Origin of the sequence: Sporolactobacillus terrae DSM 11697 (genome assembly GCF_000648615.1) — a bacterium.
In the GTDB taxonomy this organism is placed as follows: Bacteria; Bacillota; Bacilli; order Bacillales; family Sporolactobacillaceae; genus Sporolactobacillus; species Sporolactobacillus terrae.
Map to the genome: position 1 here is coordinate 1 of NZ_JFZC01000052.1, position 21,525 is coordinate 21,525.

Sequence of the window (21,525 nt, forward strand, 5' to 3'; positions counted from 1 at the left end):
CTCTGTTCTGTTTCTGCCTACTCTCTTGACGGCACCGGGCAACCATTTTGTCAAAGCCTTTTCTTAGGCTGTTTGGCGAAAGAATCACCGTGCTCCAAAAATCGTCTTTCTGTGACCAGCGAATTAAATACTCAACCTGCTCTTTCGTTCGCTTGTCTCGTTCCATCATGAGACGCATGTCATTCGCCCATTTATCTAGGCTTTTCGGTGATTTGTAGTAAGGGTTATTCTCCTTGATCAAAGAAAGTAATAAATTCGCCATTGCCATGTGCTCGTCGGAAAACTTGTTTTTGCGACAAGAAGTATATTCTTTTTCTTTTTCTTGTTCTTCTTCTTGTTCTTCTTCTTGTCCCCTACTCGTGGACGTGTCGTCAACGTATCGTAAAAAAATATCGCGTATTGCTTCATTCACAATGAATTTAGCAACAAGTGAGATTAACGATTGATCCTTAACGCTGCCGAGGTCCTTTTCAACACAATCCAAAATGGGCTTGCCGGCACGGTTGAGATTGTATTTCCCCCATTTCAAAATAGCGATCTCACGTGTATCCGTATTAAACTTGATCAGCTTGTGGTGATTTTCAAAACGATCAATCAAGCTGTTTACAGATTCAATGGAATAGCCAAGATCAAATGCCATTTGCTTTTTCGTGATTTGATAGATACCAATCTGCGATGTGAAAGGATTGGTCAGCAGATAGAGATAAAAGTATCGATCCTCTGGAGTCATTTCTTCAAGCACCTTAGGATCCGTCCAAAAATTAACATGTACTTGTCTGAATTTAGCCAATCCCTTTCACCTGCCTTTCCTGCTTTGCAATGCGGTAGTACCTGCACTTGTTGGCTTTCGCATAAGCAACAACATGAGGCTTGTCCTGAAGGATCATGTTCACTTCGAGATTGGCAAAGTAACCGTACCAGTCTGCATTCGTCTGTGGTGTCAACTCATCATCCCCTTATAAATTCATGTAATAATCTTAGACAGATTGACTTCAAGCGATGGTACATATTAGATGCTGAATTTAATCTTTTGGTAAATTTCCTGCCCGCTGCATGAGCAACGCTTGACGTCACCCCTGCGCCGGGCAGGAACTGCCCTGACATCAATCTTTAGTTGTCAACCTAACCGCCTTACCTTGCGCTCTTCCTGAACGAAAATATCTCTGAAATGTAGCTTGAGAAATTGCTCCATTTTATCGGCGATAAAACACCATTTATCGCCTTGAGCTTCCGGAAAGTGCGTGAACGTCTCAAGCTCTTTTCTGAACCGCGGCTGATACAAAATATTGTCCTTTAGCCAGTTCTGGCTTTTCCCGGTCTTCGCTCTCAGGTCGTCCATGTGCCACCACACCATTTCGGAACGGATCAGCTTCTGAACCTCAGCCTTCAAAAACTCCTTATTCAAAATGACCTGAACACCTTCCATGGTTGCTCCCTCCTTTTACTCAAGGCTGTCTTCCGGCTTCAGTCCTAACTCGTTCATGACAATCGCACGACCGAGTTCAAGACCAAGCAGCTTCCCGTCATTGATCGTATACAGCCAATCTCTAGATGAAATGCCTGAGTCCAAATAGCATCTAAGTTCCTTTTTCTTTGCGTCGATCAAGCAATCAAATTGCTTCACAACACCAACCAGATCGCTTTTCACTTCCAAGATGCCTACCTCCCTTGTCCGCTTCAATATGGCATGCTAAAATGGACATATATCCTATTTGATTGATGAAGCATTTCAGCAGGTCTCCGTTGCACCGGAGGCTTTTTTCATGCGCTTTAACACTACTTTCATTTCCGCAAGCTCAGCCATCACCCAACGTTCGCTCCAAACACATCCAAGTTTTTTCAAACCGCTGCGGATCTTTTCCAATTCGCTGATCCGATTCATGACTTCATTCATGCTTTTTCACCTCGATCAATTGAATTCCGTTCATCCGTTCCAAACGGTCATGCTCTTTCACAAAATGAGTAAACTCATTGCCACTCATTCTGCGTGCCATTTCGTCAAACAAGGTTGCTAGATTACTAAGTTCACGCATTACTTGAAAGTTCTTGCTCATTTGCGCATCCTTCTCGCTTTCAGCGTGACTTCCAATCGATGGAACATAGTCCGAAATGATAATCCATACTCACGGCAATTCACGCGGACCAGATTCACCATGGAGCATGCCGCTTCAAGCACTTCCTCATTAATGCTCTGGACCTCTTGCTTGTCCCGATCCGTTGCGTATTCAGGTGGCTTGTACAGCTGCGCTTTTGCCAGCTTGTCCATGGCTTCCCGTGTCTCTTTCATCGTCAGATCAATCATGGCTAACGTATCCTGCCGAATATAATCACCGTCCAGCGGTGGCAGGGAAACACCTTCAGTTGCCAAGACCCCAATTTCCATAACGAGATCCGGATCATCGAATTTCGTGCTTAGCTTCGACAGAACATCCCCAGGCACCCGGCGCCGCTCATTTGCCCAGGCGCTGACCGCCTGACGCGAATAATGCACATCAACAGCGAGATCGGCTTCTTTCACCGCATTCATCTTCATTGCATTTTTTAGTTTCGAACCAATTGACACACACCCACTCCCCTTTCAAATTATCGTTTTCTATAAAATTCAGCTGCTTCTTCAACCGTCTTCAAATCAAATTCGTAATACATCGCACCCAACAACTGCCGTTTTTGTTCTGCGTCATACCCAATACGATCCGCAGCCAAAAGCATATAACCAAGGCAGGAATCATTACTCCATTTTTCCAACTGCGTTCCTCCTTCCAATAGATTAGTCCAGGTCATTTTGTTTGGTATAATATTCCTATCTAATAGAGACAGGAGGTGATCAACTATGAGTGAAAATGCAACAAACTATGAAATCACAAGAGATATCGTAGTTGCATGGATTGGCCAATCAAAATCGCGCTTCATAGAAAAAGAAGAAGTAGCCGAAGCGTTTAAGGCTGTTCTAAAAGCTGTAGAAAATCCAGACTGAATAATCTATTCAGATACTTTTTGTTAACTCTGCGATGGCTGCCACCATTTGCGGAGTTATTTTTTCGATACCGTTGATTCTCCATTCTTGGCATAAACAAATTACCGTTTTTGCAACTTCCTGATCTTTTTTTAGTTTTATCGCATCCGTCTCATAACGAAGTTCATTTAACTCTTTATAATCCACCGTCACACTCACCCCCTCTCATTTGTGTCATCCTTCCCCGCTGCTCCACACTCATAACTGCTATGTTTAATTAAGGGAACGCTACATACTGAAGACATTTGAGAAAAATCAGGAAGTTCATTCTGTGGTGCATATGGTTGGCTGCCTTCCATTAATTCAATCAACCTATCCATCTTGTTATTGAGCTGAACCAGGAGCAGCTCCGTGTTCGACAACATTGATCCGCCTCCTTTCAGATGGTTATTTTTTAGAGCTAATTTGATCGTTTATTCCTTTTTGGTAATTCGTCGATACAATAAAACAATTGTTCAAACTTCAAATCAGGAAAAGCCATGAGAATACCAGATATAAATTTACTTCCTGGATTCCTTTTTCCGTTTAAAATGCGATTAACTGTACTATTTGCAACGCCAATCAATTCTGCGAGCTGACTATCACTAATTTTTTTAATTTCAAGATAGTCTCTCAAAAATTGTGATTTGACTGCAATGTTCGCCGCTTGTTCCAAGAATTTCACCACCCTTTACCATTTGGTAATTACCTTATGGGAATAATATATCATCTAACTTACCATTTGGCAACACTTTTCTATAAATATTTAATATATTAATTGCCTTTTGGCAATATGTCATATTTAATGGAGGTATAAGAAGACATGGAAGGATTGATATTCTTGAGTAGTTTTGGCGAATATCTACGTCAAACGCGAGAATCAAAAGGGCTTACACTTAATCAAACCGCTATGTATTCTGGAATTAGTGCTGCTCAATTATCTCGTATTGAAAATGGAAAACGCGGCATTCCTAAGCCTCCAACAATTAAGGCTCTTGCTGAAGCGTTAAAGGTAAATTATGAAGATCTAATGGAGAAAGCAGGTTATATTGATTCACCTGATAAATTAGATGATAACAACGAAAATGACGGAGAAATGTACTTTTTTGAAAAAGACAAATGGTCACCTGAAGAAATTGATGAAGCCCGCGCCTTTATCGAAGCGCGTCGGCAGATGAAGAAGAAGAAGAATAAATAATATCGGCTGACTTCTCTTTCTGAAACACAAGCCCTATCCATACGTCCCCTCAACCAATAAATCGACATCACAGATCCGAAATGAATAAAATATCCTAAAAGAACGAACCCACACATCAGACATCGACAATTTTTTTCTGGTGCCTTGTTTGGGCATTCGTTTATATACATTGTAGTTCAATATTAATAGATACATATTCACAGGGGGAAACACAATGCAGTTTAAGGACAAATGGTATTATTCTACTTGGTTCATAGCACTTTTATTTGCTTTTTGGTTCGTATTCATTCCTCTAGTTATTGGAGTTGTTCTTCTTATTGTACAAATGAAAAATCGTCATCGGATGTTTAAAGAAGCCGGACTGTTTGAGCTTGAGTCAGTTAGTAAAAATATAGATAACAAGCAAAAACTGCTCGATAAGCTTGAAAAAGATCGGATGTCGCTTACAAGTAACATTTCAGAAAAAGAAAAAAATTTATCAGAAATCCAAAAGAACATTAAGTCAATCACTGACACACTTAAAAACCTCGAATCTGAAAAGAAAGATGAAATAAAAATCATTAAGCAAATTAACGCAGAAAAAGAGCAACTGGAAAAACTAAAAAAAGAGAATCGCACTCTGCTCGATCAGATTGATGAAAATGAGAAAACACTCCATAGTTTCAACCTCGCACAAGAAGAAATTGAATCATCAAAAATACAACTTGATGAATTGAAAAAACAGATTATTGAAACCAATGATGAAATACTGAATCAATCGTTCGGTTTTTATGAACCACGTTATAAATTTGAGAACTCCGAGCAATACCAAGAGAAACTGAAGGAAATCCGTCATAAGCAGAAAGACATGGCTCGTAGCAAAGTTGCCGTAACCTATTCAGATGAAATCACGCTGGACGGAAGCATCCAAAAAGGCCGCGCATTTACCAATGATAACATCCGACTTGCCCTCAGAGCATTTAACAGCGAATGCGATTCATCGATTGCCAAAGTCAAATTTAACAATGTTCCTTCCTGTGAAAAACGGATTAATGCAGCTTTTAAAGCCATTAATAAAGCAAACGTCAGAAATACAGTCCAAATCAAGGACGAGTACAAAGCTTTGAAATATGATGAACTGTATCTTGCCTATGAATACGAGCAGAAAAAAGAAGAAGAAAAAGAGGAACAACGCCGTTTGAAGGAACAGATGCGTGAAGAAGCAAAGGTTCAAAAAGAGATTGAACGTGAGAAGAAAAAAATTGAAAAAGAAGAAAAACACTTTAATCAAGAACTGGAACGTTTACGTAATGAAGCTCAGAGCGCAGAAGGTGAATCCAAGCTGAACTTGATCAATAAAATTGAAGAACTGGAAACTGAGGTTCAAGAGCTCGCCAAAGATAAAGAAAATGTATTCAACCGAGAGAAGAATACGCGTGCCGGCTATGTTTACATCATATCTAACATTGGCTCTTTCGGCGAAGATGTATATAAAATCGGTCTTACTCGTCGGCTTGATCCAACAGAGCGTGTAAAGGAACTTGGCGATGCCTCTGTACCATTCTCCTTCGATATCCATGCAACCATATTCAGCGACGATGCCCCTGGATTGGAAGCAGCTCTTCATCGAACCTTTGACGATCGTCGGCTTAATAAAATCAATACACGTAAAGAGTTCTTCCGTGTGACTCTTGCTGAAATCAAAGCCGTAGTCGAAAAAAATCACAATAAAACAGTAGAGTACACAAAACTGGCGGAAGCTCAAGAATATCGTCAATCATTAGCGATTGAGAAAAAACAAAAAGCTGAACAAACAGCAAGTTAAAGGAGTGCATTACGATGCCTGACATCTCAACAAAAAAACGAAATGAAACTACAGGATGCATGAGTGTCATTGTAGCCGCTCCAATTTTGGGATTAGCCGTTGTATTGACGTTTACTTTATTTTGATTGACAAAGCCAATGAATCTAGGTGATCACGATCCATTTAACTGAAAGTAACTCAACGGAGAGTGATAGAATCCCACATCCAGTTTATTCGCAGTAGAACTTTTGTCATCAGTGCTTTTATCAGATTTGTAAAAAGAGCAACATCAAATAATATTATAGAGGAGCCAGAAAAATGCCATCTGAAACAGTAATCCGGAGAATTTTTGCATATAAAATCAATACGCCAATTCTAAACATTGAACAGAATAAAATGAATGATAAAATTTATTTAAATGAAATTTTTGAATCCTTCCTAAATGAAATTAATGCGCAGGATGCACAGTATAAGCCACTGCGAGATGGAGGAAAGTTTTTTACACTCCATAATTACCACGATTCTGAGGATGCAGATTTTATTGAAGGAACTTTTCATACAACCAGATATGGTTCACAAAATGATATAATAGCAATAGAAAACGAAGCTATTGAAGGACAAGTATTACCAAATCAAGGTGTGAAGTACGACATCCATTTTGTATTGAGTAAAAAAGATGGATTGCTTCTTGTTGAATCAGATCCGTATAGAGTTGCCACTAGAAATACAATTGAAACCTACCTCGCACGTAAACAACTGCTTTTAAAAGACTTTATCAACAAATACAACGCACTCCATAAACCTTTCACGATTATCGATTCTTTCGTATTCTCCATAGAAAGTGTAATGGATAGTGGTTTTGAATCTCAGCTAAAAAAAATTGTTAGAATCAAAGAGGTTTCAGGCTATGTTGAAGTTAAGGAAGATGCTCAAAATGCAGCGGTCGCTAAATTTCGAAAACCAGAAAAAAGTGAAGATAACGACATATCAGATGTAACAGAGATGCGAGTGTCTTTAATTAATTCAGTAAGGAATTCTGGTCTGAAACAAGTTAAACGGTTTATTAAAAATTCACTTGATCTTCAGAAGTTTGCTCGATTTGAGGTTTCTGGTTATGATAATATTAACAAAAAGATTACTGCAACATTTAACATAAAACCTGTTAGTTTTTACGTAAGTGTTGACCAGAATTCCAATGGTATTATAGATGGGTCTCAATTATTGAACCAAATGGTCGACATTGCAAAGAATGAAAATCCATTAGGGGAATGATGAGCATGGAATATAAAATTGTTCATAAGCGTGAAAACAAACCGATTGGTTTTATTCGCAAATCAATTTTATATTACCTTAGATCATCAACGCCTAAAGAATTATCTTTTGATTGGATATTTCCATTTGCATTGTCATTATGCATTTTTGTTATATTGGCGTTTTCCATTTATCATAATACATCGATTTTAAACATAATAAAAAAAATGAATGACGCCTCTATAAATGTTATTGCTATTCTTGCAGGATTCAATACAGCAAGCCTCGCAATAATTTTTTCAGCAAGTAATAACTTGTTGTCTAAATTAAATACTAACAATGATTCCGTTAATAAAGAACTCAAACAGAAATTCAGTGATATGCCCAAACAGAGTATCTTTCAAAGAGCGAAAGTGATCATCTTTTCGAACACAAAAGAAAACGTATTAAAAATTACGGTTAATTTTTTTTGCTACGCGATTATTATTCAATTGATTGTGTTAATCATTTGTTTGATGACAAGTATGACATATTCTTTTGTTCCGAAAATATCTCATTTTATTTCAAATTATTATGTGGATAAAGTAATTCTAACGTCCTATGGTGTCTTTTGGCTCACATTAGTCTTACATTCTGTTTTTATTTCTATCAGAAACGTTGAAATAATATATGGATTTATAATGTACAAGGATAACGATTGAGTATAGGCAAAAAGAAAAGCCCTTTACGGGCTTTTCTTTTTGCACTATAATCGAACATATATTCGCACGGGAGTTGATGACATGCCTCGACCTTACTTTCCTTCCCCACTTGAATCCTGGGTTTCACAGAAATTCATAGATCACGGCATCATAAATCCTGAAGATCTTGTTCTGAAAGATATTGCTCGCGTATTCGGCATTGAGTATTCAATCTGGCATGGTCATCCCTTCGCCTATCGGCTCTCAGAGGACTCTGCAGCCTACATCGTTGAGAACGATCAGGCAGCTGAGTATGAACAGCGTGAACACTTCTTTCACGAGTTGGGACATATCATCCGGCACTGCGGCGATCAATGCGATATGCCTGAACCATTTCGTCAAATGCAGGAATCGGAAGCTTGCCGCTTCGCTCTCTATGCAGCCATTCCCTACCACATGATCGATTTCAGCTGCTCTCATACTTTAAAAAGTATCATGCAGGAGTTTCATGTCACGCGAACCCTGGCTTACACTCGAATTGACGGTATGTGTCAACAAATCATCATGCAAAACGGATCCTTTGACGAAAAGAGGTGCGAGTAAATGGCGATTAAAAAACTGGATTCAGGTTACCAAGTACGTGTTTCATATAAAGACGGGAACAAATACCGAACAAAAAATGTTAACGGAATTAAGTCGATCAAACACGCGCGATTGATTGAAGCTGATCTCCAACTTAAATTCGCTCACGGTTACAAAGCTAAGGCCGATGAGCTGCTCTTCTCGGAGTTTTATGACCACTGGTATAAAACATATCGGAAAGGGAAGTTATCCTTCGAGAATGACCGTGAGCTTGCTCGAACAGGGAAGTTTGTTGCTGAACGCTTTCCGGGTGTGAAGCTTAAAGAGGTGACGCGCGATCTTTACCAAAAGATGTTAAACGATTTTGGTGAGACACGCGCGACAGCAACCGTGAAAAAATATCATGTTTACATGCGCGCATGTCTGCGTTTTGCGATTGAGGAAGGAATTTTATTTAAGGACCCGACATATAAAGCAGTCGCGCGTGGGAAGATCGCAGAGAAAAAAGAAAGTTTAAAGTACCTCAATTTTGACGACTCCAAAAGGTTAATTGTAGAAATCAGAAAGGATATGCGGCCAAAGTATGTATCGCGATATATGGCGCTTTTCCAACTGGCTACAGGCTGCCGGCTTGAGGAAGTACTCGGAATGACATGGTCATGTTTTGATGAGAAGAAAAAAATTGTAAAAATTGCACGCGCATGGGATTATAAGGACACTCACGATTTTTGCAGGTTAAAGAATAAAGCATCCTATCGCACGATCACGATTGATACTGAAACCATCAAGATTATGAAACAGCTACATGCACATCAGAGCGCTCATTGCTTGGCAACTAAACTGAAGAATGAGAAAGACCTTTGCTTTATTAATGACACTATGAAATTGGTGTCCCCCAACGCTGTGAATAAGTTGCTAAAAAAGCTGTGTGTTCGTCTTAAAATAACAGAAATTACGTCGCACGGTCTCCGTCATACGCACGCATCCATTTTATTATTGCATAAACATGTCAGCATTAAATATCTGTCTCGCCGTCTTGGCCACCGTGATATTGTGACGACACTAAAAACGTACACGCACATTTTGGATGAGCTAGATCAGATCGAAACACGTGCAGTTGATGCGACAATGAGCGACCTTTATGGGACAAAATGAATGCAAAATTAATGCAAAACATTTTGCATTTCATTGATTTTCTTTGACGATCAGAAAATAATAAAACACCCGGAAATGCCTTTAAATGGCTACTTCCAGGTGTTTGCTAAATGGTAAATATTATGTACCAACGGAGGAAGAGGGATTCGAACCCCCGCGAGCCGTGAAGCCCCTGTCGGTTTTCAAGACCGATCCCTTCAGCCAAACTTGGGTATTCCTCCATGATAAGTGGTGGACCCTGTAGGACTCGAACCTACAACCGGACGGTTATGAGCCGTCAGCTCTAACCAATTGAGCTAAGGGTCCACGGGCGGTTAGTGGGGATCGAACCCACGCATGCCGGAACCACAATCCGGTGTGTTAACCACTTCACCATAACCGCCAGGTTAGTGAAATGAAGTAAAAAAATAGCGGCGGGGGGGATCGAACCCTCGACCTCACGGGTATGAACCGTACGCTCTAGCCAGCTGAGCTACACCGCCATGGCTCCACAGGTAGGATTCGAACCTACGACCGATCGGTTAACAGCCGATTGCTCTACCACTGAGCTACTGTGGAATAAAACCAGAACAGGAACTAATTTATCACATGCGTCAAGGCTTGTCAACATCTTTTTTAACAGGTCAACGTCTGTCCTAACGACAAGAAATAATATACCATATCTGGTTGTTAATGACAATATCTTTTTTTGAATTTGATTTGGGAAATTTTATTGAGTGATTCACTGGTTTGAACGTCTGCAAAAAATGCGCATGCTGTACAAGCCATACTTCCCCTACCCTCAGCGGCTATTCCTTCGCTAAAGACGGAAAATTGACTTGTTGTGCGTTGGCGAATCAAAAAATACGGGCCTGTCAAAAGAGCGCCGTATTTAATTCATTTCGTTCAATTGGTCGACAAAAATGCGTGTTCCGTCCACAGAGATGACTTTTATCGGCACCCCTTTTTCAAGGTAGATTCCATCGGTGATTGCACTATAGTTCTTCCCGTCAATCTTTACCGTTCCTACCGGTCGAAACGGCGTAATCGTTCGTCCTTCCTTACCGACTAATTGACGATAATCATCATTGATGGAGTTATAGCCTTGTTCAGACGATAGTCGATCATGGAGCATCAATTTATTTAGATAATCACGCTGTGGGATTATTTTGCGAAAAAACCATGAAGCGCATGCACCAATGACAAAAGCAATGCTCACAAGCAGACCGTAAATCAATGACGGCGTCGGCAGTGCGCAGCCAAGAAGCATCAGAATAAAACCCAAAGCACCAATAATACCGGTTGTAAACAACTTGCCGTCGATAATAATCAACAGCAGGCCGCCAACAAGCAGCAAAAAGATCCACGACGAAGATTGTTCGGTAAGAAAGTGTAAAAAGTAATAAATAAACAAACCGCTCCCAGTCAGTGCCAGCAAGCCTTTCGCTTTTACAAGCAATTCTGCAAATAAAAAGCAGGAAGCCAGCAATATAACAATAAATCCTCCTGCAGGATAAGCAAGTATCATCATGTTCCCCCTCTATAATCAAAATGCCGCTTTCATTGCTCCACAAGTTGAAGCGGATGGCATCCACATCATTTTCTATCTATAAACATTAAACCATACAACCGCAGCTTAGGGAACGATACTAAGAAAAATCACTATCTATTTAAAAAAACCGGCATATTTTCATAGATTCATGCATATAAATGAAAGGGACGCCTTTCTAGAAAATTTAGGAGTAAGAATGGAGAATGAATCATGAAAAAACGATTCTTTACAATTCTTTTCATTTTGGCCTGCTGGACAAGTTATTCGGATCTGACTTCAGGATCACTTCCAGCCGGACAAGCCTCCGCGACGCAACCTTCAATAAAGGAATCTCGGCAGTCGCGCCCTGTTGAAAAAGCAGCGATTAATTTTCAACGCATCACGGTTGAACCCGGTGATACACTGCTTTCCATTACTGAGCGCATGAATGAGCAGCAACCCTCCATTGAACAAGTGCTCAAGGACTTTTCCATCCTGAATCCTTCTGCCGATCCGAATCATCTGCAAATCGGCAACACCTATGCTTTCCCTTATTATCATAAAAAAGCAAATTGAGTTTCGCGGGCACTGCCTTCATGATCAAGGTTAGACGATCATTTCTTCATACAGATTCGGCGAATTCATGATATACTGACTTTAACTGAAAGATTATCTAGTCATTCATTTTACGAAGGAGCGAATCGCTCGTGTCTGAACTTACACACCGCACGAAAACCAGAAAAGTCAAAGTTGGCAATCTAACCATTGGCGGTTCTAATGAAGTGATCATACAGAGTATGACAACAACGAAGACAAGAGATGTTGCCTCAACCGTTAAACAAATTCATCGGCTTGAGGAAGCAGGTTGTCAACTCGTTCGGGTGGCTTGTCCGACCATGGAGGATGCCCTTGCCATTCCGGAAATCAAAAAACAAATCAAAATTCCGCTTGTAGTGGATATTCACTTCAACTACAAACTTGCATTGAAAGCCATTGAAGGCGGCGCCGATAAAATTCGAATCAATCCAGGAAATATTGGAAAACAGGAAAATGTTGAAGCCGTCGTTCGAGCAGCTAAAGAAAAGCATATCCCAATCCGAATTGGTGTCAATGCCGGCTCGCTGGAACGGCACATTCTTGAAAAGTACGGTTATCCAACAGCAGACGGTATGGTCGAGAGCGCTTTGCACCACATTAAGATTCTTGAAGATCTTGATTTTCATGACATCATCGTTTCACTGAAGGCGTCAAATATCCATTTAGCTGTTGAAGCTTATGAGAAAGCCGCACGGACTTTTGATTACCCGCTTCATCTGGGGATCACAGAATCCGGTACTCTTTTTTCCGGAACGATTAAAAGTGCGGCTGGCTTAGGCATTTTACTTAATAAAGGCATTGGCAACACAATGCGCATTTCTCTTTCTGCCGATCCTGTTGAAGAAGTGAAAGTGTGCCGTGAACTGCTTAAAAGTTTCGGTCTCACGAACGCGGCAACGCTCGTATCGTGTCCAACATGCGGCCGTATCCAAATCGATCTGATCAAAGTTGCGAACGAAGTTGAACAGTATATTTCCAAAATCAATGCACCAATTAAAGTGTCCGTGTTAGGTTGCGCCGTAAATGGCCCCGGAGAAGCCCGTGAGGCTGATATCGGCATCGCCGGCGGTCGCGGCGAAGGTCTTCTGTTCCGGCATGGCGAAGTTATTCGAAAGGTTCCCGAAGACCGAATGGTTGACGAATTAAAAAGTGAAATCGATAAACTTGCGGATGAATACTTTGCAAAGAAAAAAGAGAAACAAGAAAAAATTAACATCTGATTGCGCATCCATTGAGCGCTCATCTAAATTAGATGCACAAAAACCGCCAAGCATCCAGTATGGAACTGTGTTTGGCGGTTTTTCATGCTTTATATGGGCCCCTCAGACGCCAGATTTGATGAATCATAACCATAAATTCGAAAATGGTTAAAATAGTGAGCACCACAAATCCCTGCATGAGATATGGCTTTAGAGCGGTCTGAATCGTTTGGCTGGCCAGCAAGCCCGAGTTAACTTCAATAAAATACGCGGCTGTTGCCACACCGAAGATAAATAAAAGGAAATAAAGAACAAAATGAGAACGTGTTTGCCCCGTCTCCGCACGATATTGATTCGCCCAACCATCTTGCTTGGTAATTTTTATCTTTGCCAACCATACATTAATATGGATACCAATCGTGATCCACAAATAAATTTCAGGACTTATCAGCAAGGCTGCAAGCACCACATCGATGAACCGGCTGTTTGGGGTTTTTAGGGTTAAAATCAGATTCAAGATTGAAGCAGCAATGATCGGCGTGATCCAAATCCAATTCCAGTAAAACTGTTCGGTAAGCACTGAGAGCCCAACCAAAACAACAAATAAGCAGCGAATCAGCAGATTGATGAACAGACCGCTCTCTTGAATCCACAGGCGACGTGCATATTTCGTGCTCAAGCCATCCTGCAACATGTAGTCTGTGGTCCCGGAAACCCATTTATTTCGCTGGCTCGAATACGTATGAAGTGTTTTCATACTGTCCACATAGCAGCGGGCGTGCTTGCTGATCAGGCAGACCCATCCGCAAGCTCTAATGTATTGCGTAAGCAGCAGATCCTCGGTATCCGACTTATCATCGTAGAGTCCATTCAGCTTATAGCATTCGCTTACCTCTTTGGCTGCCTTAGGTCGAAAGATACTGCACTGCCCACCGGCGATTTCCGCAAAGTGGCCGGCGTATTTTTGTTTCATTGTCCACTGCGCAAATTCACGATTTTGCTGCGCGACCCACCATCGATTCAGCGGGGTGCCATACTTTCCTTGTCGAAGCAGGCGTTCACGATTCGGATCATTTCTTAAGTGCCTACGTGCACTCTCCGGCACAAGACATGTATAATTTGCAGAAACCGCCCCAATCTTATGGTTTTGACTGAGCTCACTCCACAATATTCGAATACAGTCTTTATCAAGATAGACATCTGCATCGATGCCGACAAACGTTACAATACTCTCTGCATATTTCTTTTGAAGCCCCCCTATATCTTGGTGGACAGGATCAATTGGATTCCCCCAGAACAATTGATACAGCTGGTTTAACGCACCGACTTTACGTTGCTTGTTGTCCACGGTGCGGAGGAGGAAAACCGTTAAGTGATAGCGCGCATTACACTGCATGATGATTTTTTCTGTATTATCGGTGCAGTTGTCCAGTGCAATATAAATATCCATCTCCAATCCTTTAGGAATCGATTGCTCCGATAAACTTTTCAATACATCCGCTATCGAATCCTCCTCATTGTGTGCAGGGATCATTACCGCAATCCTTGGTGAAAATTGCCCCATACTAAAGAGTCGATTGTTTACCGCATCATCATACGTAATTAAACGAGTCTCCACTATTTGTTTTTTCCTTTCTTTTTTTCTTTGTCCGAGCTGACGATTATTTGTATGACCCCTACGCGATGATTATGACTAATGTCTCAGCAAATAAGAATCAATTGACTCCCTAGTCTTTGAATTGAAAAAAGCATTTAGGCTGCCCACGAGCATCATATAAATAAAAAAAAGACCGGAACAGATCCGATCTTTAGCCTTGTATGATTTTTTTTAAATTTCACGCGTCAATCCATTCGCTTATTTCAGCTACAGACTTGCGTTCTGGTACTTTCGGAACAACGCCTTCTTCCGGATAGCCAACATATACGAAGCCCATAACCCGTCCTTTTTCAGAAACGCCAAATACTTTTTTCGCTTCGTCCGTATATGCTGCACCCCCTGTACGCCAAATACTTCCTAGTCCCAGCTCATGCGCTGCAAGCATCAGATTTTCAACCGCACAGGCCGTAGCCGCTACATCCTCAATCGCAACTGCACGCGGATTGTCACTTGGCTCCATTGTTACAACTATGATAACCGGGGCGCGTTTCGCACTTGCAATCCCTTTTTCATAGGCTGCGTTCAATGTTTCTTGATCTGCATGCTTAAGCGTTTTTTGATTTTCTTTTCCATAAACAGCACCGAGTTTGTTGCGTCCTTCTCCAGTAAGCACAATAAAATGCCACGGCTCTGTATTCATATGGTTTGGCGCGCGTCTCGCCGCATCCAAAATTTGCTCAATAAGTTCTCTTGACGGTTCTTTATCGGATACTTTACGTACGGATCGTCTTGTACGAATTGCTTTGATTGTCTCCATGCACACTCATTCCTTTACACAGTTTTCGTATTATGTCGATTAAAGTGTAACATGTATCACATGATTATCTCTAGAAATATGCTTTTACAACAAAAGAACCTTTACTAAAGTAAAGGTTCTTTTGCAGCATTACCAAAACAGCGGCGAAAGTAATTGAATCAACACAGCCAAACAACCGATACCGATGGCCCAGCCACCCAAAGTGCGGGCGCCTTGTCGAAGTGCAATATAACCAATAATGATCCCAGCGATGCCCAGAACGATCGGCAAGAAAAATAATGCGATCACGGAACAGATTAGTCCGAGCCAGCCAATTCCCTTGCCGCCTTCCATGACACGTCGGTCACCATGATCCCGATCTGCTTCTGGATCGTATTGATCGGCAGCCAATTCTCGCGCATACTCCTCATTGTTGTATGCATTTTGCTTATCGTACAATGAGTCTGTTTTGTGATTATGATAATGATCCTTATCAGCCATAATGACCCCTCGCTTTCATTTTAGGATCATATATAGTGTGACTCAGAACGATCATTTTCACAGATGCATTTATTGGAAATTATACTGCAGGAGAAACAAACGGAAGATAGAAGCTGACGGTTGTTCCTTTTCTTGGTACGCTGCTGACACAAAACGTTCCGCGATGTTCCGCAATGATTTTCTTGCACAAAGAAATCCCAATGCCTGTCCCTTTCGATTTCGTGGTGTAAAGCGGCTGACCTAAGCGTTTCAGCACCTCACGATCCATACCGGGACCATTATCGATCAACGAGAAGCGATAGCCGCGATCTTCAACACTGCCACGAAGTATGATTTTATTTTCATTATTTTTTATCTCAAACGCTTCCATCGCATTTCGCAGCAAATTAATCACGACTTGTTTTACTTTGTCTAGATCAACATTGCAATGGTTCTCGGTATAAGCAATGTCATAATCAAAAGCAACGTGATTAACCGTGCACTCAGCTGACAGTAATGCGACGAGCTGTTTGCACAGTTCATTTGGGTTCATCTTCTTATACGTACATTTTCGAAGCGACATGGTTAAAAAGTTATCCAAAATGGTATGCATCCGCTCAATTTCAGATAAAATCACCGGATGATACTTCTCGTATTCTTTCGTATAGTTGCTAAGCTGGAGAAATCCTTTAATAATCGTAAGTGGATTCCTTAATTCATGTACAAATTCTCCTGTCAACCGTGCCAAAATCTGTGTATGGAAACCGACAAGAATAATTTTTCCGTTCTTTGTGAAACCATTATATAAAGTGCCCAGACCAAGTTCATTTAACTGATCATGCAACAGAGCCGTAACAATATCATCGCTTTCTTTAATTGCATTTAAAAAGTTCTGCGCTTCATCAACATATAAATCCGAAAAAAATTTCAGAAAATCATGCCCAAATCGCTCGACAAATGCTTGTCCTTTTTTATTGCATTCTAAAATATGCCCTGAAAGATCAATGCAAAAACGAATTTCTAAAGAAAGCTGCTCTTCAAATTGTTCCTTTTCGGTAACGGTTAGAAAGGATTCTCGGTAAATAATGGTTATCACTCCTCTTGCATTAGTAACAACTTTTTCACCATTTCCCCAATACTTATCTTTCTTTATCTCTTTTTCTCTAAAGTGTTCCTAATGCTTTTCATTATACTTTAATCAGTCGGTTTGCGACACTTTTATTGGCAATTATTGTTAGACAAGTTCCGACATTTTTCAGAATTGTCTCGAATAAACCGCTGTCATTTTTTTCTGTCACCGATCATAACTTAATCATTGCGTGCATTCTATATCGATTGGAGTGGGTTTCTTGAATCCGATCATCGAACAATTGGTGATTCAGAAAATGAACCATTTAACAGCTGAAGAATTATATCAATACGCCGTTCAATTCAAGATCCAGGTCACAAAACAACAAGCTGCAAGTGTGGCCGGCCGTGTACGTCATCAAAACATCAATCCGTTTCAGCCGAGCGGTCAGGCGGCCCTTCGACGAATCTTGGATGAGGAAATCGGTGAGGACTTAGCCGAACATTTAGAGAAACAGTTTGAGCAGCTCGCAAAGAACCTCTGATCTGAACGAATAGAAAAGCCGGAATCCGTTTGGACCCGGCTTTTGTTCTTCCCTTATTTTTTATGAGCCTGTTTCGATATCATGGATCAGCTGCTCATTAAATTTCTGCTTTTTCAGCATATCGATTTCATACTTATAAGGCGGTTTCTTACTTTTTTTATCCGCGCCTACATAAGGCGTCTCGAGAATTTTCGGCAGTGTGTCCAGCTGCGGATGATGCACAATATCGTTGAGTGCTTGAAAACCGATGGTTCCAAGACCGATGTTTTCGTGACGATCCTTTTTTGCGCCTTGCGGATTCTTGCTGTCATTGACATGTACGACTTTAATTCGGTCAACACCAATGAGATGATCAAACGTTTCAAGTACACCGTCAAAGTCTTCAGCTACAGAATAGCCTGCATCATTTGTGTGACAGGTGTCGAAACAAATCGATAATTTTTCGTTCAACTGCACCCCATCGATTATTTTTGCCAGATGTTCAAAACGGAATCCGCATTCGCTGCCCTTTCCAGCCATCGTCTCCAAAGCAATCTGAACTTTATCCCGGGCTTCGAGCACTTCGTTTAAGCCCTCAATGATCTTAGCGATTCCTGCATCGACGCCGGCGCCGACATGAGCCCCAGGATGAAGGACAATTTGTTTCGCACCAATTGCTTCTGCGCGATCAATTTCTTTTCTTAGAAAGGATACACCAAGCGCAAACGTTTCCGGCTTTACTGTGTTTGCTATGTTTATAATATAAGGCGCATGAACCACAACCTCTTCAATGCCGTGCTCCTTCATATGCGCGCGTCCCGCTTCAATATTCAATTTTTCAATCGGTTTTCTCACTGTGTTTTGCGGCGCCCCGGTATAGATCATGATTACATTTTCTCCAAATGATACGGCTTCTTCACTTGAGCCGAGCAGCATTTTCGCACCGGACATGTGAACATGAGAACCTATTTTAAGCACAGACAACCCCTCCTCTTCTTCGCTATTTTACCACAGTTGCTTCACTCACGTATTCACCTGAATCCTCGGTAATTGTCACCGATATGCCATTATGACATAAACTAAATATCAGCAAATGTCCCCGTTATCGATGGACCTTGCCGTTGTTCACTATGCAGGGGCAACGGTCAAAAACCTTATTTCATCATGGGGTAAAGAAAGGAGCGAACCATTATGCCGCCGTTCAAGCGTGGTCCTCAGGATCCATTTTTCTGGACGATGCAGCCGCCCAGTGAACCCCCTGCAGAGCCTGCGCGCGGGTTTGGATTCCCACCGATCTTTCCTGTTCGCCAATCGCAAGCACCGCAAATGCCAAAGCAACCGACTCCGCCGCCACAAAGCGGAAACGGCGGGATTGGTGCGTTGCTCACCTCGCTGCTCTCAGCAGGAGCGCCGACATCAAATGGTGCGACTACCGGCTTGAATTTAGGCGGTATTTTGGTTAACGCTCAAAAAGCCATTCAGACCGCACAGACCGTTCTGCCAATGATTCAACAATTTGGACCGTTAATTAAAAATGCTCCGGCAATTATCAGCGCGATGAAAGGTATCCAAGGGGACAGCGATAAAACGGATAAAGATGAAGACAGCAGCGATGACACGCCCGACCACAATGAAAAAGCTGCTGGCGAGCGCAAAGAAAGCGAGAGTGACCCAAGTAAAGAAACGGTTGATAAAACCGATGCATCCGATTACGGTCAAGCGCACAAACAAAAGAAAAAAGGAATCGCCAAGAACAGTAAGTCCCTAGAGGCAAAACGTAAAAAGCATTATAAGGCGTCGTTAATGAATAGTGAGACGGTCACGACCAAACCTTCCGTTCCCCGTATGTATATTTAACGCTTGCGAATCCATTGTGTTCCCAGACCGGCTCATTTATAATGATTTAATGAGTTGACTTATTGCAGTTACTGCAGAACGGGGAGATTAACATGAACGTAATCAAGGTCTCACCGCGAGGCTATTGTTATGGTGTGGTTGACGCCTTGGTCATTTCCAGAAAAGCAGCGATGGATCCAAGCCTGCCAAGACCCATTTATATACTCGGCATGATCGTGCACAACCATCACGTCACCGAAGCGCTGAAGGAAGACGGCATCATCACCCTTGATGTGCGGGGCAAGAAAAGAATTGAACTGCTTGACGAAGTCGATCATGGTACCGTAATCTTTACCGCACACGGCGTTTCACCGGAAGTGCGCAGGACGGCAGAAGCTAAGGGATTGACGGTCATTGACGCGACATGCCCTGATGTAACCAAGACACATACCCTGATCAATGAAAAGAAAAAAGAGGGCTACCATGTAATCTATATTGGCAAAAAAGGGCACCCGGAGCCTGAGGGTGCCATCGGTGTCGCCCCAGATCGTGTTCATCTCGTTGAAACCATCGAGGACATTGATCAGCTTCATTTGAATACGGACAAGATCCTGATCACCAATCAGACCACGATGAGCCAATGGGATGTCATGGATCTGATGAATGAAATCAAAGCCAAGTACCCACAAGCGGAAAATTGTAACGAAATCTGCCGAGCAACACAGACACGGCAGGAAGCGGTGGCAACACAAGCAAAAGATGCTGATCTGCTTATTGTCGTTGGTGACCCGCGCAGCAATAATTCCAATCGGCTTGCTCAAGTATCTAAAGAGATTGCCAAAACCCGCTCCTACCGGATTGCTGATTTGTCTGAACTGAAGCTTGAATGGCTGAACGGCGTGCAAAAGGTTGCCGTGACTGCCGGTGCCTCGACGCCCACTCAATTAACCAAGGAAGTCATTCTCTTCCTCGATCAATATGATCCGGAAAACCCGGAAACGTGGTCAACCGAAAGCCAAGCGGCAAAAAATAAAAACATACTGCCTAAAGTTAAAGTGAAAGCAAGAAAAAGTTAACGCCATACATCTCATTTACTCCCAGCATACGTTCATACGGGTCTTCCTTTTCATAGAAGACAATCCGCATGAACGTATTTGTTTCTCAGCACACACATAGACGCCCGAGGCCGTTTTGCGTATTTCTGTGATCGCGATGATAAAGACGTAGTGTCTTGCTCTGTTTGAAAAGCAGCCAAGCGGCTCCTGAGACTTAGAACCTGCGTATTGATTGATCCCTATCCACTTCATTAGCATCCACTTCGTTCAGTATTTGTTTCAAAACGTTCACTTCAATCTGGCCTGGCGCAGAAGCGTGGTCAACACTTCCGAACGTAACCGCAGACCCGGTAATCGCTCCGCTGATTCTCGACAGCTTTCCTAGACTTCCCATGGACATGGTGACAATCGGAACCGTCACGGCTTGATTCGCTTTTAAGGTTGCATGCATCAGATGCAGCACATCTGCTGGCGAGCTTGGCATCACCGCAATTTTTGCAATATCCGCGTGTTCAGCTTCCATTTTCTTTAAAATCGAAATGATCTTAGATTCAGGTGGCGTACATGAGAAATCGTGGGCACTAAAGACAACCGTTCTTCCCATTTCATGTAATCGTTTCACTAAACGCGTCCGCGTATCGTCCGAACGAGATAATTCTAAGTCAAATGCATCCGCCAGTTTCTGCATTGCCAATGCTTCGTACAAATGGAAATAGTCCGCTTCGCTGATCGATTGCTCTCCCCCTTCATTTACACTTCTGAACGTCGCGAGGAGCGGTGTTTGCCCCATAACGGCATTAAGCTGATCTGCAGTATCTAGGATCGCCGTCCAAGAGCTGTTTCTCATATAGTCGATACGCCACTCAATAAAATCAACCGGCCCCGCAAGGATTCGTTTCGCCGCGTTCACCGCCTGTTCTGCTGTCTTGGCGGTGATTGGAGCACAGATTTTCTGTCGCCCGGAGCCAATCATTAGATTTTTTAATAGAACAGTGCTCATCGTTTTCCTTCTTTTCTGTTTATTATCGAGAGCGTAGCATGCAATCTGAACGCTGTCAATTCGTGTAAAAAGTCTGTTGCAGTAACCTATGGTGATCGGGCAATGGTTTAACTGATGATGATTTATTTTTTTCGACTATGTGTAAAATGTTTCTCGGGGGATAAATTTGATGTGGGCGTAAGAGGATGCGATGGCATGCAGTTCTTTCTTTATTTCTTTTTA

30 protein-coding genes and 5 tRNA genes are annotated in these 21,525 nt (G+C 41.9%); 12 read left to right on the forward strand and 23 right to left on the reverse strand.

Annotated features, from left to right (window positions below; genetic code table 11):
- From AA84_RS19220 to AA84_RS19045, 8 genes are all read right to left on the reverse strand, one after another.
- Positions 1 to 790: hypothetical protein (locus AA84_RS19220; RefSeq protein ID WP_028977234.1), on the reverse strand; the 790-nt coding region annotated here is incomplete at its 3' end.
- Positions 783 to 944, reverse strand: coding sequence for a hypothetical protein (locus tag AA84_RS19030; protein WP_160168719.1), 162 nt, complete (start codon positions 942 to 944; stop codon positions 783 to 785). The genes AA84_RS19030 and AA84_RS19220, both read right to left, overlap by 8 nt.
- A 173-nt stretch (positions 945 to 1,117) precedes the next feature.
- The gene (locus AA84_RS0110935; protein ID WP_081791769.1) at positions 1,118 to 1,426 is read right to left on the reverse strand and encodes a DUF771 domain-containing protein; all 309 of its coding nucleotides are present in this window, start codon (positions 1,424 to 1,426) and stop codon (positions 1,118 to 1,120) included.
- Between the two features lie 15 nt (positions 1,427 to 1,441).
- A complete protein-coding gene (locus AA84_RS0110940) occupies positions 1,442 to 1,654 on the reverse strand; it encodes a hypothetical protein (RefSeq protein ID WP_028977236.1) in 213 nt (70 codons plus the stop codon).
- A gap of 75 nt (positions 1,655 to 1,729) precedes the next feature.
- A complete protein-coding gene (locus tag AA84_RS19035; protein WP_160168720.1) occupies positions 1,730 to 1,894 on the reverse strand; it encodes a hypothetical protein in 165 nt (54 codons plus the stop codon).
- Entirely contained in the window at positions 1,887 to 2,054 is a 168-nt protein-coding gene (locus AA84_RS19040; RefSeq protein ID WP_160168721.1) for a hypothetical protein, read from the reverse strand. Before AA84_RS19040 ends, AA84_RS19035 begins: the two co-directional genes overlap by 8 nt.
- Positions 2,051 to 2,563 (reverse strand): helix-turn-helix domain-containing protein, encoded by a 513-nt coding sequence (locus tag AA84_RS0110955; protein ID WP_028977237.1) that lies wholly within the window; start codon positions 2,561 to 2,563, stop codon positions 2,051 to 2,053. The genes AA84_RS19040 and AA84_RS0110955 overlap by 4 nt, the downstream gene beginning before the upstream one ends.
- A gap of 20 nt (positions 2,564 to 2,583) precedes the next feature.
- Positions 2,584 to 2,745: a hypothetical protein gene (locus tag AA84_RS19045; RefSeq protein WP_160168722.1), complete on the reverse strand. Its 162-nt coding sequence runs from the start codon at positions 2,743 to 2,745 to the stop codon at positions 2,584 to 2,586.
- A gap of 85 nt (positions 2,746 to 2,830) precedes the next feature.
- On the opposite strand from AA84_RS19045, the gene AA84_RS19050 reads away from it, so the two are divergent.
- Positions 2,831 to 2,974, forward strand: coding sequence for a hypothetical protein (locus AA84_RS19050; RefSeq protein WP_160168723.1), 144 nt, complete (start codon positions 2,831 to 2,833; stop codon positions 2,972 to 2,974).
- 9 nt (positions 2,975 to 2,983) lie between these two features.
- On the opposite strand, the gene AA84_RS19055 is transcribed toward AA84_RS19050, so the two are convergent.
- From AA84_RS19055 to AA84_RS17695, 3 genes are read right to left on the reverse strand one after another with little or no spacing between them, the layout of a single operon-like run.
- Positions 2,984 to 3,160, reverse strand: coding sequence for a hypothetical protein (locus AA84_RS19055; protein ID WP_160168724.1), 177 nt, complete (start codon positions 3,158 to 3,160; stop codon positions 2,984 to 2,986).
- Positions 3,161 to 3,168: 8 nt separating this feature from the next.
- The gene (locus tag AA84_RS0110975; protein ID WP_028977239.1) at positions 3,169 to 3,378 is read right to left on the reverse strand and encodes a hypothetical protein; all 210 of its coding nucleotides are present in this window, start codon (positions 3,376 to 3,378) and stop codon (positions 3,169 to 3,171) included.
- 35 nt (positions 3,379 to 3,413) lie between these two features.
- Positions 3,414 to 3,668 carry a helix-turn-helix domain-containing protein gene (locus tag AA84_RS17695; RefSeq protein WP_037563496.1) on the reverse strand — a complete coding sequence of 85 codons (255 nt, stop codon included), beginning with the start codon at positions 3,666 to 3,668 and terminating at the stop codon, positions 3,414 to 3,416.
- 147 nt (positions 3,669 to 3,815) lie between these two features.
- Here AA84_RS17695 and AA84_RS19575 point away from each other — a divergent pair, with 147 nt between their 5' ends.
- The 6 genes from AA84_RS19575 to AA84_RS0111010 all read left to right on the forward strand — a co-directional run bounded on the left by AA84_RS19575 (position 3,816) and on the right by AA84_RS0111010 (position 9,641).
- Complete coding sequence (locus AA84_RS19575; protein WP_081791771.1) at positions 3,816 to 4,190, forward strand: helix-turn-helix domain-containing protein; 375 nt, start codon at positions 3,816 to 3,818, stop codon at positions 4,188 to 4,190.
- A 214-nt stretch (positions 4,191 to 4,404) separates the two neighbouring features.
- On the forward strand, positions 4,405 to 5,994 hold the full coding sequence (locus tag AA84_RS0110990; RefSeq protein WP_081791772.1) for an SNIPE associated domain-containing protein: 1,590 nt from the start codon (positions 4,405 to 4,407) through the stop codon (positions 5,992 to 5,994).
- A gap of 297 nt (positions 5,995 to 6,291) precedes the next feature.
- The gene (locus AA84_RS0110995) at positions 6,292 to 7,245 is read left to right on the forward strand and encodes a hypothetical protein (protein ID WP_028977241.1); all 954 of its coding nucleotides are present in this window, start codon (positions 6,292 to 6,294) and stop codon (positions 7,243 to 7,245) included.
- A gap of 5 nt (positions 7,246 to 7,250) precedes the next feature.
- The gene (locus AA84_RS0111000) at positions 7,251 to 7,925 is read left to right on the forward strand and encodes a hypothetical protein (protein WP_028977242.1); all 675 of its coding nucleotides are present in this window, start codon (positions 7,251 to 7,253) and stop codon (positions 7,923 to 7,925) included.
- Positions 7,926 to 8,006: 81 nt separating this feature from the next.
- On the forward strand, positions 8,007 to 8,507 hold the full coding sequence (locus AA84_RS17705; protein ID WP_051577955.1) for an ImmA/IrrE family metallo-endopeptidase: 501 nt from the start codon (positions 8,007 to 8,009) through the stop codon (positions 8,505 to 8,507).
- Positions 8,508 to 9,641 (forward strand): tyrosine-type recombinase/integrase, encoded by a 1,134-nt coding sequence (locus AA84_RS0111010; RefSeq protein ID WP_028977243.1) that lies wholly within the window; start codon positions 8,508 to 8,510, stop codon positions 9,639 to 9,641. It begins immediately after the preceding gene.
- 131 nt (positions 9,642 to 9,772) lie between these two features.
- On the opposite strand, the gene AA84_RS0111015 is transcribed toward AA84_RS0111010, so the two are convergent.
- The 6 genes from AA84_RS0111015 to AA84_RS0111040 form a co-directional block, all read right to left on the reverse strand.
- Positions 9,773 to 9,862: transfer RNA gene (locus AA84_RS0111015), tRNA-Ser, on the reverse strand.
- An 8-nt stretch (positions 9,863 to 9,870) separates the two neighbouring features.
- Positions 9,871 to 9,947, reverse strand: a tRNA-Ile gene (locus tag AA84_RS0111020).
- A 3-nt stretch (positions 9,948 to 9,950) separates the two neighbouring features.
- Positions 9,951 to 10,023 (reverse strand) — tRNA-His (locus tag AA84_RS0111025).
- Between the two features lie 26 nt (positions 10,024 to 10,049).
- A tRNA-Met gene (locus AA84_RS0111030) sits at positions 10,050 to 10,123 on the reverse strand.
- Position 10,124: 1 nt separating this feature from the next.
- Positions 10,125 to 10,199, reverse strand: a tRNA-Asn gene (locus tag AA84_RS0111035).
- A 313-nt stretch (positions 10,200 to 10,512) separates the two neighbouring features.
- Positions 10,513 to 11,148: an NfeD family protein gene (locus AA84_RS0111040; RefSeq protein ID WP_232057157.1), complete on the reverse strand. Its 636-nt coding sequence runs from the start codon at positions 11,146 to 11,148 to the stop codon at positions 10,513 to 10,515.
- 234 nt (positions 11,149 to 11,382) lie between these two features.
- Here AA84_RS0111040 and AA84_RS0111045 point away from each other — a divergent pair, with 234 nt between their 5' ends.
- Both AA84_RS0111045 and ispG read left to right on the forward strand, forming a co-directional pair.
- Positions 11,383 to 11,727 carry a LysM peptidoglycan-binding domain-containing protein gene (locus AA84_RS0111045; protein ID WP_028977245.1) on the forward strand — a complete coding sequence of 115 codons (345 nt, stop codon included), beginning with the start codon at positions 11,383 to 11,385 and terminating at the stop codon, positions 11,725 to 11,727.
- Positions 11,728 to 11,858: 131 nt separating this feature from the next.
- Positions 11,859 to 12,968, forward strand: coding sequence for a flavodoxin-dependent (E)-4-hydroxy-3-methylbut-2-enyl-diphosphate synthase (gene ispG / locus AA84_RS0111050; RefSeq protein WP_028977246.1), 1,110 nt, complete (start codon positions 11,859 to 11,861; stop codon positions 12,966 to 12,968).
- A gap of 82 nt (positions 12,969 to 13,050) precedes the next feature.
- Here ispG and AA84_RS0111055 read toward each other — a convergent pair whose 3' ends face one another.
- From AA84_RS0111055 to AA84_RS0111070, 4 genes are all read right to left on the reverse strand, one after another.
- Positions 13,051 to 14,565 carry a glycosyltransferase family 2 protein gene (locus AA84_RS0111055; protein WP_037563499.1) on the reverse strand — a complete coding sequence of 505 codons (1,515 nt, stop codon included), beginning with the start codon at positions 14,563 to 14,565 and terminating at the stop codon, positions 13,051 to 13,053.
- 217 nt (positions 14,566 to 14,782) lie between these two features.
- Complete coding sequence (locus AA84_RS0111060) at positions 14,783 to 15,361, reverse strand: nitroreductase family protein (protein WP_028977248.1); 579 nt, start codon at positions 15,359 to 15,361, stop codon at positions 14,783 to 14,785.
- A gap of 129 nt (positions 15,362 to 15,490) precedes the next feature.
- Positions 15,491 to 15,841 carry a hypothetical protein gene (locus AA84_RS0111065; protein WP_028977249.1) on the reverse strand — a complete coding sequence of 117 codons (351 nt, stop codon included), beginning with the start codon at positions 15,839 to 15,841 and terminating at the stop codon, positions 15,491 to 15,493.
- A 79-nt stretch (positions 15,842 to 15,920) separates the two neighbouring features.
- A complete protein-coding gene (locus AA84_RS0111070; protein WP_028977250.1) occupies positions 15,921 to 16,916 on the reverse strand; it encodes a sensor histidine kinase in 996 nt (331 codons plus the stop codon).
- Positions 16,917 to 17,169: 253 nt separating this feature from the next.
- Here AA84_RS0111070 and AA84_RS0111075 point away from each other — a divergent pair, with 253 nt between their 5' ends.
- Complete coding sequence (locus tag AA84_RS0111075) at positions 17,170 to 17,433, forward strand: DUF2624 domain-containing protein (RefSeq protein ID WP_028977251.1); 264 nt, start codon at positions 17,170 to 17,172, stop codon at positions 17,431 to 17,433.
- Between the two features lie 60 nt (positions 17,434 to 17,493).
- Here the strand turns inward: AA84_RS0111075 and AA84_RS0111080 are convergent, their stop codons facing one another.
- The gene (locus AA84_RS0111080; RefSeq protein WP_028977252.1) at positions 17,494 to 18,390 is read right to left on the reverse strand and encodes a deoxyribonuclease IV; all 897 of its coding nucleotides are present in this window, start codon (positions 18,388 to 18,390) and stop codon (positions 17,494 to 17,496) included.
- Positions 18,391 to 18,603: 213 nt separating this feature from the next.
- Here AA84_RS0111080 and vrrA point away from each other — a divergent pair, with 213 nt between their 5' ends.
- Together vrrA and AA84_RS0111090 are read left to right on the forward strand one after the other, a co-directional pair.
- Positions 18,604 to 19,269, forward strand: a complete 666-nt coding sequence (gene vrrA / locus AA84_RS18410) for a VrrA/YqfQ family protein (protein ID WP_028977253.1) — start codon at positions 18,604 to 18,606, stop codon at positions 19,267 to 19,269.
- A 92-nt stretch (positions 19,270 to 19,361) separates the two neighbouring features.
- A complete protein-coding gene (locus AA84_RS0111090; protein ID WP_028977254.1) occupies positions 19,362 to 20,324 on the forward strand; it encodes a 4-hydroxy-3-methylbut-2-enyl diphosphate reductase in 963 nt (320 codons plus the stop codon).
- Between the two features lie 193 nt (positions 20,325 to 20,517).
- Here the strand turns inward: AA84_RS0111090 and aroD are convergent, their stop codons facing one another.
- A complete protein-coding gene (gene aroD / locus AA84_RS0111095; protein WP_028977255.1) occupies positions 20,518 to 21,303 on the reverse strand; it encodes a type I 3-dehydroquinate dehydratase in 786 nt (261 codons plus the stop codon).
- Between the last annotated feature and the right edge of the window lie 222 nt (positions 21,304 to 21,525).

Coding starts and splice junctions, on each gene's coding strand:
- AA84_RS0110935 (WP_081791769.1), bottom strand. CDS start 1,426: ATGGAAGGTGTTCAGGTCATTTTGAATAAGGAGTTTTTGAAGGCTGAG.
- AA84_RS19035 (WP_160168720.1), bottom strand. CDS start 1,894: ATGAATGAAGTCATGAATCGGATCAGCGAATTGGAAAAGATCCGCAGC.
- AA84_RS19040 (WP_160168721.1), bottom strand. CDS start 2,054: ATGAGCAAGAACTTTCAAGTAATGCGTGAACTTAGTAATCTAGCAACC.
- AA84_RS19050 (WP_160168723.1), top strand. CDS start 2,831: ATGAGTGAAAATGCAACAAACTATGAAATCACAAGAGATATCGTAGTT.
- AA84_RS0110975 (WP_028977239.1), bottom strand. CDS start 3,378: ATGTTGTCGAACACGGAGCTGCTCCTGGTTCAGCTCAATAACAAGATG.
- AA84_RS19575 (WP_081791771.1), top strand. CDS start 3,816: ATGGAAGGATTGATATTCTTGAGTAGTTTTGGCGAATATCTACGTCAA.
- AA84_RS0110990 (WP_081791772.1), top strand. CDS start 4,405: ATGCAGTTTAAGGACAAATGGTATTATTCTACTTGGTTCATAGCACTT.
- AA84_RS0110995 (WP_028977241.1), top strand. CDS start 6,292: ATGCCATCTGAAACAGTAATCCGGAGAATTTTTGCATATAAAATCAAT.
- AA84_RS0111000 (WP_028977242.1), top strand. CDS start 7,251: ATGGAATATAAAATTGTTCATAAGCGTGAAAACAAACCGATTGGTTTT.
- AA84_RS17705 (WP_051577955.1), top strand. CDS start 8,007: ATGCCTCGACCTTACTTTCCTTCCCCACTTGAATCCTGGGTTTCACAG.
- AA84_RS0111010 (WP_028977243.1), top strand. CDS start 8,508: ATGGCGATTAAAAAACTGGATTCAGGTTACCAAGTACGTGTTTCATAT.
- AA84_RS0111040 (WP_232057157.1), bottom strand. CDS start 11,148: ATGATACTTGCTTATCCTGCAGGAGGATTTATTGTTATATTGCTGGCT.
- AA84_RS0111045 (WP_028977245.1), top strand. CDS start 11,383: ATGAAAAAACGATTCTTTACAATTCTTTTCATTTTGGCCTGCTGGACA.
- AA84_RS0111060 (WP_028977248.1), bottom strand. CDS start 15,361: ATGGAGACAATCAAAGCAATTCGTACAAGACGATCCGTACGTAAAGTA.
- AA84_RS0111065 (WP_028977249.1), bottom strand. CDS start 15,841: ATGGCTGATAAGGATCATTATCATAATCACAAAACAGACTCATTGTAC.
- vrrA (WP_028977253.1), top strand. CDS start 18,604: ATGCCGCCGTTCAAGCGTGGTCCTCAGGATCCATTTTTCTGGACGATG.
- AA84_RS0111090 (WP_028977254.1), top strand. CDS start 19,362: ATGAACGTAATCAAGGTCTCACCGCGAGGCTATTGTTATGGTGTGGTT.
- aroD (WP_028977255.1), bottom strand. CDS start 21,303: ATGAGCACTGTTCTATTAAAAAATCTAATGATTGGCTCCGGGCGACAG.